This is a genomic window from Actinoallomurus soli (genome assembly GCF_024055715.1).
Classification (GTDB): Bacteria; Actinomycetota; Actinomycetes; order Streptosporangiales; family Streptosporangiaceae; genus Actinoallomurus; species Actinoallomurus soli.
In genome coordinates this window covers 203336-217445 of the sequence record NZ_JAMXMV010000002.1, presented here as the reverse complement: position 1 = coordinate 217445, position 14110 = coordinate 203336, and the positions used below count along the sequence as shown (strand labels likewise).

General features: G+C 70.3%; 12 protein-coding genes. 7 read left to right on the top strand and 5 right to left on the bottom strand.

The genetic code is table 11. The features are described from left to right. The first annotated feature begins 3 nt into the window (after window positions 1-3). The gene (gene lysX, locus NDW01_RS06950) at window positions 4-1491 is read left to right on the top strand and encodes a bifunctional lysylphosphatidylglycerol synthetase/lysine--tRNA ligase LysX (RefSeq protein ID WP_308211659.1); all 1488 of its coding nucleotides are present in this window, start codon (window positions 4-6) and stop codon (window positions 1489-1491) included. Between the two features lie 276 nt (window positions 1492-1767). Continuing rightward, window positions 1768-2226: a DoxX family protein gene (locus NDW01_RS06945; protein ID WP_252817806.1), complete on the top strand. Its 459-nt coding sequence runs from the start codon at window positions 1768-1770 to the stop codon at window positions 2224-2226. Between the two features lie 357 nt (window positions 2227-2583). Here the strand turns inward: NDW01_RS06945 and NDW01_RS06940 are convergent, their stop codons facing one another. The 3 genes from NDW01_RS06940 to NDW01_RS06930 form a co-directional block, all read right to left on the bottom strand. Then, complete coding sequence (locus NDW01_RS06940; RefSeq protein ID WP_308211658.1) at window positions 2584-3345, bottom strand: SAM-dependent methyltransferase; 762 nt, start codon at window positions 3343-3345, stop codon at window positions 2584-2586. Between the two features lie 1107 nt (window positions 3346-4452). Continuing rightward, a complete protein-coding gene (locus NDW01_RS06935) occupies window positions 4453-4647 on the bottom strand; it encodes a DUF5999 family protein (RefSeq protein ID WP_252817800.1) in 195 nt (64 codons plus the stop codon). Between the two features lie 153 nt (window positions 4648-4800). Further along, complete coding sequence (locus NDW01_RS06930) at window positions 4801-5568, bottom strand: IclR family transcriptional regulator (protein ID WP_252817799.1); 768 nt, start codon at window positions 5566-5568, stop codon at window positions 4801-4803. Window positions 5569-5728: 160 nt separating this feature from the next. Between NDW01_RS06930 and NDW01_RS06925 the strand changes: the two genes are divergently transcribed. Further along, window positions 5729-6949: an ABC transporter ATP-binding protein gene (locus NDW01_RS06925; RefSeq protein ID WP_252817796.1), complete on the top strand. Its 1221-nt coding sequence runs from the start codon at window positions 5729-5731 to the stop codon at window positions 6947-6949. Between the two features lie 108 nt (window positions 6950-7057). Here the strand turns inward: NDW01_RS06925 and NDW01_RS06920 are convergent, their stop codons facing one another. After that, window positions 7058-8062 carry a LacI family DNA-binding transcriptional regulator gene (locus NDW01_RS06920; RefSeq protein ID WP_308211657.1) on the bottom strand — a complete coding sequence of 335 codons (1005 nt, stop codon included), beginning with the start codon at window positions 8060-8062 and terminating at the stop codon, window positions 7058-7060. 456 nt (window positions 8063-8518) lie between these two features. Between NDW01_RS06920 and NDW01_RS06915 the strand changes: the two genes are divergently transcribed. From NDW01_RS06915 to NDW01_RS06900, 4 genes are read left to right on the top strand one after another with little or no spacing between them, the layout of a single operon-like run. Next, on the top strand, window positions 8519-8749 hold the full coding sequence (locus NDW01_RS06915; RefSeq protein ID WP_252840607.1) for a transcriptional regulator: 231 nt from the start codon (window positions 8519-8521) through the stop codon (window positions 8747-8749). Between the two features lie 33 nt (window positions 8750-8782). After that, window positions 8783-9298, top strand: a complete 516-nt coding sequence (locus NDW01_RS06910; RefSeq protein WP_252779356.1) for an amino-acid N-acetyltransferase — start codon at window positions 8783-8785, stop codon at window positions 9296-9298. Next, on the top strand, window positions 9295-9930 hold the full coding sequence (locus tag NDW01_RS06905; protein WP_252817791.1) for an RDD family protein: 636 nt from the start codon (window positions 9295-9297) through the stop codon (window positions 9928-9930). The genes NDW01_RS06910 and NDW01_RS06905 overlap by 4 nt, the downstream gene beginning before the upstream one ends. Continuing rightward, window positions 9927-10499 carry an RDD family protein gene (locus NDW01_RS06900; RefSeq protein ID WP_252817788.1) on the top strand — a complete coding sequence of 191 codons (573 nt, stop codon included), beginning with the start codon at window positions 9927-9929 and terminating at the stop codon, window positions 10497-10499. The genes NDW01_RS06905 and NDW01_RS06900 overlap by 4 nt, the downstream gene beginning before the upstream one ends. Here NDW01_RS06900 and NDW01_RS06895 read toward each other — a convergent pair. Beyond that, the gene (locus tag NDW01_RS06895) at window positions 10485-13844 is read right to left on the bottom strand and encodes a UvrD-helicase domain-containing protein (RefSeq protein ID WP_252817786.1); all 3360 of its coding nucleotides are present in this window, start codon (window positions 13842-13844) and stop codon (window positions 10485-10487) included. The two genes, NDW01_RS06900 and NDW01_RS06895, sit on opposite strands and share 15 nt — an antisense overlap. Between the last annotated feature and the right edge of the window lie 266 nt (window positions 13845-14110).

The following is a 14110-nucleotide window of genomic DNA, read 5'->3' as shown; positions in this document are numbered from 1 at the left end:
CCCGTGAGCGAGTCCTACGACGATCTTCCGGAGCAGATGCGGGTCCGCCGCGAGAAGGTGGACCGGTTGCGCGAGCAGGGGGTGGATCCCTACCCCCTCGGGTTCCCGCGCACCGCGACGATCGCGGAGGTCCGCGCGAAGTATCCCGACCTCGAGCCGGGCGCGTCGACCGGGGAGAAGGTCGGCGTCACCGGCCGCGTCATCCTGGCCCGCAACACCGGCAAGCTCTGCTTCGCCACGATCCGGGACGGCAGCGGCGACATCCAGGTCATGCTCTCGCTCGCCAACGTGGGCCCGGAGGCGCTGGAGTCCTGGAAGCGCGACATCGACCTCGGCGACCATGTCGGCGTTGAGGGCGAGGTGATCACTTCCAAGCGCGGTGAGCTGTCGATCATGGCGGACCGGTTCGCGCTGACCTCCAAGTCGCTGCGCCCGCTCCCGGAGAAGCACGCCGGCCTCACCGACCCGGAGCAGCGGGTCCGCATGCGCTACGTCGACCTGATCGTCAACGACGAGGCGCGGCGCATGGCCCGCCTGCGCAGCGACACCGTACGGGCGATCCGCGAGTACCTCACCGGCCGTGAGTTCCTCGAGGTCGAGACGCCGATGCTGCAGCCGATCCACGGCGGTGCGGCCGCGCGCCCCTTCGCCACGCACATCAACGCGTACGACATGGACCTCTACCTGCGGATCGCGATCGAGCTGTACCTCAAGCGGCTCGTCGTCGGCGGCATCGAGAAGGTCTTCGAGATCAACCGCAACTTCCGCAACGAGGGCGCGGACTCCACGCACAACCCCGAGTTCACGATGCTCGAGGCGTACGAGGCGTACGGCGACTACGACACGATCGCCACCCTCACCCGCGAGCTGTACCAGGCCGCGGTGGTCGCCGCGCTCGGCACGACGGTCGTCGTGCACAAGGGCCAGGAGATCGACCTCGCCGGCGACGAGTGGCCGCAGGTCACCCTGTACGGCGCGGTCTCCGACGCGGTCGGCGAGGAGATCACCACCGAGACGCCGATCGACGACGTCCGGAAGATCTTCGAGCGGCGCGAGCTGGAGTTCGACCCCAAGTGGGGCCAGGGCAAGCTGGTCCAGGAGCTGTTCGAGGCGCTGGTCGAGCACACCCTCGTGCAGCCGACGTTCGTGCGGGACTACCCCCTGGAGACCTCGCCGCTCGCCCGCACCCACCGCGACGACCCGCTGCTGACGGAGAAGTGGGACCTCATCGGCTTCGGAACCGAGCTGGGCACCGGTTACTCCGAGCTCATCGACCCGATCGAGCAGCGCCGCCGGCTGACCGAGCAGTCGCTGCTGGCCGCCGGGGGGGACCCCGAGGCCATGCAGCTCGACGAGGACTTCCTCCGCGCTCTGGAGTACGCCATGCCCCCCACGGGCGGCGTCGGCATCGGCATCGACCGCATGATCATGGCTTTCACCGGCAAGAACATCCGCGAGACGATCCTGTTCCCGCTCGTCAAGCCGGAGTGACCGCACGCGGGCTCCGGCGGGACGTTCCGCCGGAGCCCGGTTGCGAATCGCTGGTTCTTTCACTGTGGATCCGTCGCATCATCGGCGAGTTTCCAGGTCAGCGGCGTCCGGGAGTTAACTGAAAAGTTGGCTGATTGACAGGTACGGTTGTCAGATCGATCCTTGATCCAGCCTGATCAGCTGCTGAACTCCCCGCCCCGCCCGGCGACCGATCGGGAGTACGGCGACCTTCATCACCGCGCGGTCGATGGCCCCTGCTCTACCCGAGAGGCTCTGATGAACCTGAATCGACTCGACGGCCCGGTGCTGTCCCTCTTCCGCATCGTCGTCGGCCTGCTCTTCACCTTCCACGGCCTGGCCTCGCTGTTCGGCGTCTTCGGCGGCAACCGGGGCACCGGTCACGCCATCGCCGCCGGCACCTGGCCCGGCTGGTACGCCGCACTGATCCAGCTGATCTGCGGCGCGCTCGTCCTGATCGGCCTGCTCACCCGCCCCGCCGCGACGCTCGCCTCCGGCTCCATGGCGTACGCCTACTTCACCGTCCACATCAAGAGCGGGATCATCCCGCTGCAGAACGGCGGCGAGCCGGCCGCGATGTTCAGCTGGGCGTTCCTGCTGATCGCCGTCCTCGGCCCCGGCACGTGGGCCCTGGACTCGGTGATACGGCACCGCCCGCACCGTACGGTCGCCGCCCGTCCCGCCGACGCCCGTCCCGACCCCGCCGCCACGGCGTGACGAGTCACCTGACCCGGCCACCACGGCGTGACAGGTCACCCGACCCGGCTCGATGACGTGAACGGTCTCTCGATCAGCGGCCGGCCCGACCCGGCCCGCTGATCACCCGCCGGGAGACCGCGTCCGACGAACCGTCCGGCGTCGCGGCGACGGTCCGGATCCCCGCATCCGAACCGCCTGCGACGCCGGACGATCCTTCTCGGCTGCATGGTCGATCACGCTGAGGGCCCGTGCGATCGGACCGGTGCCGGACCACCGCGCGGGACATGGCGGGCGTATCTGGCGGATCGCGCGCCGGGGTGGTGCCGCATTCGCCAGGGCCGCGATGGGTCACCCGGCGCGGGAGTGCGCCGGTCCCTAAGGCTTGCGGCCGACGCCCGCATAGAACCAGGTCTGTACGGCCTCCTCCATGGAGACCGGCCGCTCGGGACGCCACAGCGGCGCCCACACCAGACCGGGGTCCACCAGCGCGAACTCGCCGAACAGGTCCGTCACCTGCTCCCGGGTACGGGGCGTTCCAGGGGCGGAGGTCCGCCGATACACCTCGACCACCTTGGCGACCACGTCGGGCACGCCGTCGGCCGACGCGTGGGTCAGGGCCAGGTGGCTGCCCGGCGCCAGTGCCTCGCGCAGCTTCGTCATGATCCCCTGCGGGTCGTCCTCGTCCGGGATGAAGTGCAGGGTCGCGATGGTGAGCAGCCCGACCGGCCTGTCGAGGTCGAGGAGCCGCTTCCCTCTGACGTGGTCGAGGATTTCCCCGGGTCGGCGCAGGTCGGCGCGGATCATCTCGGTCTGGTCCGAGTCGGCGAGCAGGGCCCGCCCGTGCGCGACCACCTGTTCGTCGTAGTCGACGTAGACCACCCGGGCGCCGGGGTTCACCGCGTGGGCGATCTGGTGCACGTTCTGCTGGGTGGGCAGGCCGGTGCCGATGTCGAGGAACTGGTCGATGCCCTGCTCGGCCATGTACCGCACCGCGCGCCCGATGAAGGCGCGGTTCTCCTTGATCAGGTTGACCAGCGTGGGGTCGGCCGCGACGGCCTCCTCCGCCCGTACGCGGTCGGCCTCGTAGTGGTCCTTCCCGCCAAGGTAGTAGTCGTACATTCGGGCAATATTCGGCACATTCGCATCGAATCCGCCCAATCGAGATACCTCGCCCGTCACCGCTTCTCCGCCCTTGACGCCCAGCCGGTCTCGGCCGACAGGGGAAGCTCGCCCACTTCCGGCACTTTACCGACTTTCCGCTTGGAGTCACCGAATCTCCCCATCGGACCGGATGTGACGGACGTCTCTCCCGCGGACTCCTCCAGGGAGAACGACGGCAGCTTCAATGCGGACAATCGTTATGTGATTTTCGGATGCGAGATAACGAACATTTCGCCGCGATTGGCGTATCGGGCGTACGCAATGCTCGGTGAAAGCGGGATGTGAGCGTTACCCCTCCCAACGCCGGCCCGAGGAGACGTCCGGCAGACCAGAAGCGGCAGCCAGTACCGCCGGCCGTACGGGCGGGGGACGACTGGGTGACCGGCCGTGTCCTTCGCGGGCGGGGGTGGGTTCGTCATCGGCGCCGTCATGTGAGCAGGGATATGTTCCTGCTGGGGTTATAGCGTCGGATCGCTTGGGGCGGGCCCGGAGGCTCGGTCCGAGTGCACGAGGACTCGCCCGGCCGCTGGTGCGCCGGCTCTGCCTTCCCCTCAGGAGCGGCCGGCGTCGCCGGACCACTCGGTGACCTCGACGGAGTTGGATTCCCCGGTGCCGCTGTAGCTGCTTATTCGCCATCAGGCATGCGGAGAATGGAAGAACCTGGACGGTGACGTTCCGGGGAGACCCAACAGTTGCGCCCGCGTGGCCGCCGAATCGCCGAATCGCCGAATCGGCGGCAAAGGACCGCTTCGTCGATGATCGAGAGTGAGGACGAACTGCTCGTCGTCGAACTCGACGACGGCGTGATCCACAGCCTCATCGAGGCCATCCAAGGCGCCCATCAACGTCAGGCCGACACGGCTTGATCGAGAACCGGGGCGGCCCGGCGGGTCGGCCTACGGCGGCTCGGGGACCGGCTGGGGCGATGGGGTAATGAACGCCGGGGCCGGCACGGTGGGGATACCCACCCCGGCGCTCACTGAGGGGATCCGGGGGGTCAGTGGGGGTGCCTGACGAGGGGACGGCCGGTCCGGACCCTCAGGTCCGTCGACGGCCTCTTACTGTGATCCGCAGGCAGATGGTCTAGGCGGCTGGTACGAGGTGCCCGCGGTGGGTGGGGACGCTACGGCCGTCGGGCAGCAGCTCTCCGGTGTCCTCGAAGACGATGACGCCGTTGCAGAGGAGTCCCCATCCCTGTTCGGGGTGGTAGGCGACGAGGCGTGCCGCGTCGTGATCGGGGGCACCCGCCGGTGGGCACGGCGGACGGTGCTGACACATCGCGGAGTTCATCCCCTTTCAACTGGTTCCAGCAGTTGTTCTCATTCACGAGCATGCCGTGCCGCTGGCGCTACCGGATTGGGAAAAATACCCGGTTAACTACCTGGAACCACGTAGGTAGGGGTACGCGGGCCGGGGGTGCGGCGGGCGTGGTCAGGGGTGGATCAGGTGGTACGCCGCGTACTCGATGCGCTCGCGGGCCTGGAGCAGGAGCGCCGAGATCTCGCGTTCGCGGGTCTCGTTGAGGCGGATCGCCGGGATCGACACGCTGATCGCGTCGCGCGCGGGCCGCTGGAGGCGCAGGACGACGCCGAAGCAGCAGACGCCCACGGTGTTCTCCTCGCGGTCGGCGGCGTGGCCGCGTTCGCGGATGCGGCGAAGCTCGGCGCGGAGCGCGTCACGGTCGGTGATCGTGCGCTCGGTCTGGCGCTCCAGGGTCTCGGGGAGGGCCGGGTCGGGGTGGTCGGCGAGCAGCGCCTTGCCGAGTGAGGTGCTGTGCGTCGGCACGCGCCGGCCGACCCGGATGACGGGCCGCAGGTTGTGCCGGGACGGGCGGGAGGAGAGGTACACGACGTCATGGTCGTCGAGGCGGCCGAAGTGAACGGTCTCGCCGGTGACCTCCGCGAGCCAGTCGAGCGTCTCGTGGGCCATGCCGACGACGGGGTCGCCGTCGATGTAGGAGGCGCCGACGAGCAGGGCCCGCATGCCGATGCGGTAGAGCGTCCCCGTCGGGTCGGTCTCGACCCAGCCGAGCTGCACGAGGGTTCGGAGGAGGGCGTACAGGCTGCTCTTGGGGTAGCCGAGCTCCTGCTGGATCTCGGTCAGGCTGTACATGCCGCCCTGGCGGGCGAAGAAGTCGAGCAGCTCGACGGTCCGCGTCGCGGACTTGACGCCCGGCGCGGTCCTTTCAGATGCGTCCATGAAGCCTCCCGAGGCACCTGGCCTGCGCTTACGCGCGGCCCGGCGACCACGCCGGAGCCAGGGAACAGCTTAGTCCCGGGTAGGCCTTGTTCATATATGCGAACACTGGCTATGGTTGTGGACACTTTTAACCGGCGATGCATCCTCGGAGGATTCCCCTATGGCGAAGATCGTCCTTAGCCATGTGGACAAGGCCTACTCGAACGAAGTCAAGGCGGTGAACGACCTCAACCTGGAGATCCAGGACGGGGAGTTCATGGTGCTCGTCGGCCCGTCCGGGTGCGGCAAGTCGACCGCCCTCCGGATGATCGCCGGTCTTGAGGACATCACCGGCGGGGAGATCTCGATCGGTGACCGGGTGGTCAACAACCTGGCGCCGAAGGACCGCGACATCGCGATGGTCTTCCAGAACTACGCGCTCTACCCGCACATGACGGTCGAGCAGAACCTCGCGTTCGGCCTGCAGCTGCGCGGCACCCCGAAGCCGGAGATCAAGAAGCGGGTCAACGAGGCCGCCAAGATGCTCGGCCTCGACCAGTTCCTCAAGCGCAAGCCGGCCGCCCTGTCCGGCGGTCAGCGGCAGCGTGTCGCGATGGGCCGCGCGATCGTCCGCGAGCCGCAGGCGTTCCTGATGGACGAGCCGCTGTCGAACCTCGACGCCAAGCTCCGCGTGTCCATGCGCGCCTCCCTCAACCAGCTGCACGACCGGCTCGGCGTCACGACGGTGTACGTCACGCACGACCAGATCGAGGCCATGACCCTCGGCGACCGCGTCTGCGTGCTCCGCGAGGGCAAGCTGCAGCAGGTCGACACCCCGCAGAACCTCTTCGACAACCCGGTCAACCTGTTCGTCGCCGGGTTCATCGGCTCGCCGGCGATGAACTTCGTCACCGCGGAGCTCGTCCGCGACGACGGCCCGGCCGTGGCCTTCGCCGGATACAAGCTGCCCGTGCCGGAGTCGGTCCTGACGGGCCGCCCCGGCCTGGACGACTACTTCGGCCGGGAGGTCATCCTCGGCGTCCGGCCGTCCGACTTCGAGGACGCCGGGCACAACCCGAACGAGTGGCCGACGATCCGGGTGCACGCGGACGTCACCGAGGAGCTCGGCAGCGAGATCAACGTGATCTTCGCGATCGACGCGCCGCCGGTCGAGCACAAGGACACCGCCGACCTCGCCCACGACGCCGACGAGGACGACGCGGCGATCCCGCTCGCCGACAACAAGGCGCTGTGGACCGCGCGCGTCAACGCCCGCTCGCACGTGCGGCCCGGCCAGGACATCGACCTGTCGATCGACACCAGCCGCCTGCACTTCTTCGACGCCGACAGCGGCCTGGCCATCGGCCACCAGGAGGTCGCGCCGGCCGCCGCCACGGCCTGACCGAGCGAACGCGGGGCCTCCCCCCTTCGGGGGCGGAGGCCCTCGCCGTAGGTTCGGGCGGACGCGCCGACGACGCCGTCACGGGCGGACGGCCCGTGGCGACGCCGCTCAGGCGGACTCGCGGACGATGAGCTCGGGAGAAAGAACGACCTGCCGGTGATCGTGGTGCTCCGGGTCGCCGGTCTCCGCGAGCGCGAGTTCGGTGGCGGTACGGCCGAGCTCCGCGCGCGGCTGGCGTACGGTCGTCAGCGGCACGACGGCGGTCGCGGCCAGGTCGATGTCGTCGTAGCCGACCACGCTGATCTCCGCGGGCACCTTCACCCCGGCCCGTACGAGTTCGTTGACCAGACCCAGCGCGAGCAGGTCGTTGGCGCAGAAGACGCCGGTCGGCAGAGGGTCGAGCGTGAGCAGCCGGACCGCCGCCGCCTGGCCGGCCGCCGCGGTCATCTCCGCCTGCTCGAACGTCGTCAGGTCGCGCTCGGTCAGCCCGGCGTTCAGCGCCGCGCGTACGGCGCCGTGATGGCGCTCGCGTACCGGCCTGGCGGACAGCGGGCCGGTCACGAACAACAGCCGGCGGTGCCGCCGGGTCAGCAGGTGGCGGGCGGCCAGCGCCCCGCCCGCCCGGTGATCGGCCCCCACGGAGCAGACGCGGACGCCGACCCGGTCGAGCAGCACGACGGCGAGGCCGTGACCGTGGAGCTCGGCGACGCGGTCCTCGTCGAGGTCGAGCGGGCTGATGAGCACGCCCGAGACGTTCTGTTCCTCGAGGAAGTCGAGGCAGCGCTGCTCCTTCGCGCGGGAGCCGTCGCTCGTGCACCACAGCGCGTCGAACCCGTCGGCGTTCATCGCCTCCTCGGCGGCCCGGCCGACCTCCGTGAAATGCGGGTTGGACATGGTCGGCAGGACCACGCCGAGGATGTGCCCTCGCCCCTGCCGGAGCTGCCGCGCGGTCTCGTTGCGCACGAAACCGAGCTCGCCGATGGAGGCCTGTACGCGCTCGCGGGTGGCTTCGGCCACGAGGTTTGGCCGATTAAGGACATTCGAAACCGTGCCCACCGAGACCCCCGCATGGATCGCAACATCTCGGATGCTGATGCGCGCCAACGCTTCCACCTTCCCGGTGAGACCGATTTCCGCAGGTCGACGAGGGTGAACAACTGTGGCCGATGTGTTATGTAGCGGAACGGATACGACGGCGTACGCGGCGTAACATGCCAACCCTTGACGCTCGGAAGACGGCCGCTTAGCGTTCCGGAGCGGAGCGTACCTTGAAACGATTCACGATCTTGCCGGATCGCTGCGCGAAAGGATGGGGGCGAGGGCGCACACATGACCCCACCCGGACACGCCGAAATCGGTCCCGGCAACGCCGCCGGGACGTTCCCTCGTGCACCCGAGGCGACGTTCCCGCTCAACTCTCCAACGTATGAATCGTTACCCGGAGTTCCCGCGTCGCGCATCCTCATGCGGGCGGGCGGCCAACTCCGGTCAAGTGCGCCTTCGCCTACCCGTGCCCATGCGGCGGTCGCCGCACCCCCGCAGCCATCACCCGGGATGAGGGAGGACGGAGTGGAACAGGCCACACTCGCACGCCGTGGCACCGACGATCCGCGTCTGAGCGAGGACGAGCTCCGCTTGCTCGCGCAGATCGCCACAGGCGTCACCGCAGATGTGGCGGCGCGGAAGCTCGAGCTCAGCGCGCGCACCCTGCGGAGGAGGCTGCGATCGATCTGTGACCGGCTCGACGTGAACACCCCCATCGAGGCCGTTGTCTGGGCGGCGCGGCGGCAGCTGATCTGACCAGTGGGCCCTAACGACTAGGGTTCCCTGTTCGTGGATATAGCGACCCGCCGTGCCCGCGTCAGCGACGTCCGGGCGATCCGGCGGCTCATCGACCTGTACTCCGGGCCGGGCCGCCTGCTGGAGAAGACGACCGTCACCCTGTTCGAGGACGTTCAGGAGTTCTGGGTGGCGGAGGACCGGGCGAGCGGTGAGATCGTGGGATGCGGCGCCCTCCACGTCATGTGGGAGGATCTCGCCGAGGTCCGTTCGGTGGCCGTCGATCCGTCCCGGCGTGGGCATGGCGTGGGGCACCGGATCGTCGCGCGGCTGCTCGACACCGCGCGCGAGCTGGGGGTACGCCGGGTGTTCTGCCTGACGTTCGAGGTGGAGTTCTTCGCCCGGCACGGGTTCGAGCGCCTCAAGGGCACGCCGGTCTCTCCTGAGGTGTACGAGGAGTTGCTGCGCAGCTACGACGACGGCGTGGCGGAGTTCCTCGACCTGGAGCGGGTCAAGCCGAACACCCTGGGCAACACGCGGATGCTGCTGCACCTGGAAGGTGATCGATGAGCGAGGCCTACCCGTCGTACGGCGACCAGAGCGGCTACGGCGGTCAGAGCGCGTACGGCCGCCAGGACGGCTACGGCGGCCGGGACGAGTACGGCGGCCAGGGCGCGTACGACGACGGCGGCGCGTACGGCGGGCAGGAGCCGCCCGCGGAGCTGCTGCTGGCCCCGATCGCGCGGCGGGCCGCCGCGCGGCTGATCGACGCGGGGCTGCTCGGGGTGGTCGGGTTCGCGCTCATCCTCCCCTTCATGATCGCGGCGGTGGGGCTCAACGAGCCGGGCAGCCACGTCAAGAACGGCGGCGGCATCTGGTCCGGCACCGCCATCGTCGGCTGGATCCTCGTCCTGGGGATCCTCCCGTTCGGGTACGAGGCGGTGCAGCTCGCGCTCTGGGGGCAGACGCTCGGCAAGCGGGTGCTGCGGCTCCGCGTGGTCGGTGAGACCGGCGAGCCCCTGACCCCGGCCCGCGCGTCGGCCCGCGCGGCGGTCAACAACGTCGTCTATCTCTTCGGCTGCGGAGTGGGCACCGTGATGGCGTACCTCTGGGCGATCTGGGACCAGCCCCTGCATCAGGGGCTGCACGACCGGCTGGCGGCCACCGTCGTGGTCGACGACCGAGAGTTCGCGGACGAATGACCGAGGAGGGCGTCGGCGCGGTCGCCGAGCCGTCCCAGCGGCTGGTCGCCCGGATCATCGACATCCTCATCGTCGGCGTGCCCATCGGTCTGGGCGCGACCGAGTTGTTCCCTCGCGAGACCGCGCAGCGCGTCGTCGCCCCCCTCGCCTTCGCGGTGGCCTTCTTCCTGTACGAGGCGGTGCAGGTGGCGATCTGGGGCCGTACGGTCGGCAAGCGTCTCACCGGGCTGCGGGTGATCTCGGTGACGGGGGAGCGGCCGACGGTGGTGCAGGCGCTCGTCCGGACGGCGATCTACACCCTGCCGCCCGCCGCGCGCCCCGTACCGGTCCTGAACATCCTCGCCGGGATCTTCTGGCTGGCCGAGAACGGCCTGCTGTTCGAGGGCTCCTACCGCCAGGCCCTGCACGACCGCGCGGCCGGCACGCTGGTGCTCGACGTACGATCGCCCGCGCCGGGGCCCGAGGAAGAGCCGTCCTCGCCGGGCCCCGTGGAAGCGGAGCCCGGCGAGATGGAAGCGGAGCCCGGCGACCCCTACCTCGTGGACGAGCCCGGCTCAGAGCAGCCGTAGCTGCCGGTCGCGGGGACGGCGGCGGGCCGCCTCCGGGCGGGTCACCAGCTCGGCCGGGATCGCGCGCAGGAACGGCGAGGGCTCCCGGCGGCGCGTGGACGACAGGAACAGGTGCGTCTGCGCCCGCGTCATGCCGACGAAGAACAGCCGGCGCTCCTCCGCCTCGTCGCTGTCCGGCAGCCGCAGCGGCAGCAGCCCGTCCTCACAGCCGATGACGAACACGACCGGGAACTCCAGCCCCTTGGCCGCGTGCAGCGTCAGCAGCGCGATCCGGTCCGCACGCGGGTCGTACGCGTCGACCTCGGCGCCTAGGGCCAGCTCGCCCAGGAACGCCTCCAGATCCTCGCCGTGGCGGCCGGCGAGCGGCGTCATCAGCTCGGCCGCCGACCGCAGCACCGCCTCGTCGTGTACCTCGGCGAGCACGCCCGTCGCGGCCCGGAGCCGGTCGCGCAGCGGACCGCCGTGGTGCCGCAGCTCGTGCGCGAGCTCCCGGACACAGGGCCGGCCCAGCAGCCGGTCGTGCGAGCGCTTCTGGTACGGCATGCCGGCCCGCGTCAGCGCCTCCATCACCGCCTCGGACTGCGCGTCGGTGCGGTACAGCACGGCGATGTCGGAGAAGTCCAGGTGGTCGGTGTGGTGGCCGTCGGAGCGCCCGGAGTCCATCGAGTGGAAGGACGCCCCGCCCAGCAGCCGGTCGATCGTGCCGGCGACGTGGTCGGCCTCCGCCTGCGCGTCGGCGGTCTCGTGCACCTGGATGAGCCGGTCGCCGGACCGCTGCGGGACGAGCGTACGGCCGGGCACCAGGCTGGTGGCGGCGATCGCGCGCACGGCTCCGTCGACGATCGCCGGCGCCGACCGGTAGTTGCGGGTCAGCTGGACCGTCGTCGCGCCCGCGAAGTCCTCCTGGAAGCGCAGGAAGAATCCGACGTCCGCGCCGCGGAAGGAGTAGATCGCCTGGTCCGGGTCACCGATCGCGGTCAGCCCGCCGTCCGCCGTGCTCTCCCCGGTCGGCCCGCCGTCCCCCGTGCTCTCTCCGGCCGGCCTCTCATCCCCCGGGCTCTCCCCGGTCGGCGGCCCGCCGTCCCCTCGGCTCTGGCCGGTCAGCAGGCGCAGGAGGGCGTACTGCGTCTCGTCGACGTCCTGGTACTCGTCGACGCTGATCCACGGCCAGCGGTCGCGGTAGATCCCGGCCAGCTCGGGGTCCTCGCCCAGGAGACGTACGGGGAGGCGGAGCAGGTCGGTGAAGTCGGCCAGGCCGCGCTCGCGCAGCAGCTTCTCGAACACGCTGCGGGACTCGGACTCGTCCCGCCCGCCGTCGCCCTCCGGCCGGTCGAACTCGGCCAGCAGCCGCCGCGCCTCCTTGTCCGAGCCGGTCATCTCCCGCGCGATTTCGAGCCGGTCGGTCTCGTCCGCGATCCGGAAGCCGTCGGGCAGCCCGGCGCGGGTGTGCTGCTCCCGCAGGATCAACGCGCCCAGGCCGTGGAAGGTCGTCACGGTGAGCCGGCGGGCGCGGCCGGGCAGGAGGGCGTCGAGGCGCTCGCGCATCTCCTCGGCGGCGCGGCGGGTGAACGTGATCGCCAGGCACCGCTCGGGCGGGACGCCGCGCTCGCCGACGAGGTGGGCGATGCGGTGCGTCAGCGTACGGGTCTTGCCGGTTCCGGGCCCCGCGATGATCAGCAGTGGCCCGCCGGGATGAGCGGCCGCGGCGCGCTGGTCCGGGTCGAGCCCGTCCAGGACCGACGTCTCCTCCCCGGCCGGGAGCGGCCGCTCGACGGCCTCGTCGGCCCTGTCGGCCTCGTCGGCCCTGTCGGCCTCGACGGCCTCGACGGCCTCCAGGATGTCCTGTTGGCCCTCGATCGGTGTTTCATCGTCGGGGACGGCCTCCTCGACCTCCTCACGGGGCTCTGAGGGCGCGGGGGCGGTGCTCTCGAGCGGAGACGGACGATCCTCGGCGCCCGGAACGTCGAACAGGCCGGGTTCGCGGACCACCGGCGCCGCGCCCCGTACGGCGGGCGCGGCGGACGGCTCGGGCAGGTCGAACAGGCCCGAGTCGTCGGGCGCGCCCATGAGGCCGACGGCGCGCTTGCCCTCCCGGCGGAGTTCGCCCGCCTCGAAGAGACGGATCACGCCGTACTCGCCGTCGAACCCGGCCTCGCGGATCACCTCGCCCCGCCGCAGCCGGGCGATCGCCTCGCCCAGCAGCTCGCCGCCCGCGCGGCGCACGTCGTCGAGCGGCACCTCGTCGAGGATCGCCAGCTCCGGCCCGAGGGCCGCCACGAGTTCGGCGATGTTGCCCAGGACGGACTTCGAGCGCGGCCCGACCCCGTGGATCTCACTGACGATCTCCGGCAGGGGGATGAGGTTGCGGAAGTCCGCCGCGCCCTCGGGCCGGCGTCCCTCCGGGTGGTCGGCGAGTTCGTCGACGCGGTAGAGCACGCCTACGGTGAGCGGGCGGCCGCAGGTCGGGCAGCGGCCGTCCTGCGCCTTGGTCTCCTCCGGTTCCAGCCGTACGCCGCACTTGCGGTGCCCGTCGAGGTGGTACTTGCCCTCCTCGGGGAAGAACTCGACGCTGCCGGCGTACCCCTCACCGGTCTCCAGCGCCGCGCGCAGCGCGTAGTAGTCCAGGTCCGTCGAGAAGGCCGACGCCTCACGGGCCAGCGCGGGCGGGGAATGCGCGTCGGAGTTGCTGACGAGGCGGTACCGGTCGAGCGATCCGACCCGCCAGTTCATCAGGGGGTCGGAGGACAGACCGGTCTCCACGGCGAAGATGTGGTCCGCGAGGTCGTCGTAGCAGTCGGCGACGGCGTCGAAACCGGACTTCGACCCCAGCACCGAGAACCACGGGGTCCACACGTGCGCCGGAATGAGGTAGGACCCGGGGTCGCTCTGCAGCGTGATCTCCAGCAGATGCCGGGAGTCGAGGCCGAGGATGGGCCGCCCGTCCGAGGTCAGGTTCCCGATGCGGGACAGGGCGGCGGTGATGCGCTCGGCCGCCTCGAACGTCGGAGCATAAAGAAGGTGATGCACCTTCCGTGTGCGTTCACCCTTTTTGTAGATGGTCGAGATCTCCACGGAGAGCAGAAAGCGCACCGGAGCCCGGCAGGCGGGCGGTAGTGTACGGGCCACCCGCCGCTCCAGCTCGGGCCGCAGCCGGAACAGCCCCGGTTCGGCGGGAACGAGGTTCTGCCGCAGCTCCTCCATCCACGCCGGATGCGTGAAATCCCCGGTGCCCACGACCGATACGCCTTTGCGCCCGGCCCACCAGGCCAAGTGTTCAAGGTCACAGTCCTTGCTGCAGGCGCGGGAGTACTTCGAATGGATATGAAGGTCCGCGTAGAACATCACGTCGTCGCCGCCGTCTCTCGATCGTCCGACCCAACCCCAATGGATCCTGCCATGTCCCGGGACTTATGATCGCCCGATCGCCGGGGCGGCCGGATTCCCCGGAACCCCTTGCCCCACAGGGGATCTGGGACTGCGGGGGCATGGCCCGCAGGGCGCATTCTCGAGCAGGCTGGGGGTTAAGGGCAGCTTCGAGGCTGTTATTCGCGATGCCGGAGGTGTCGCCAAATCGGAGAGACGCCCGTTTAGCGGGCATGCCTGTGACGGCC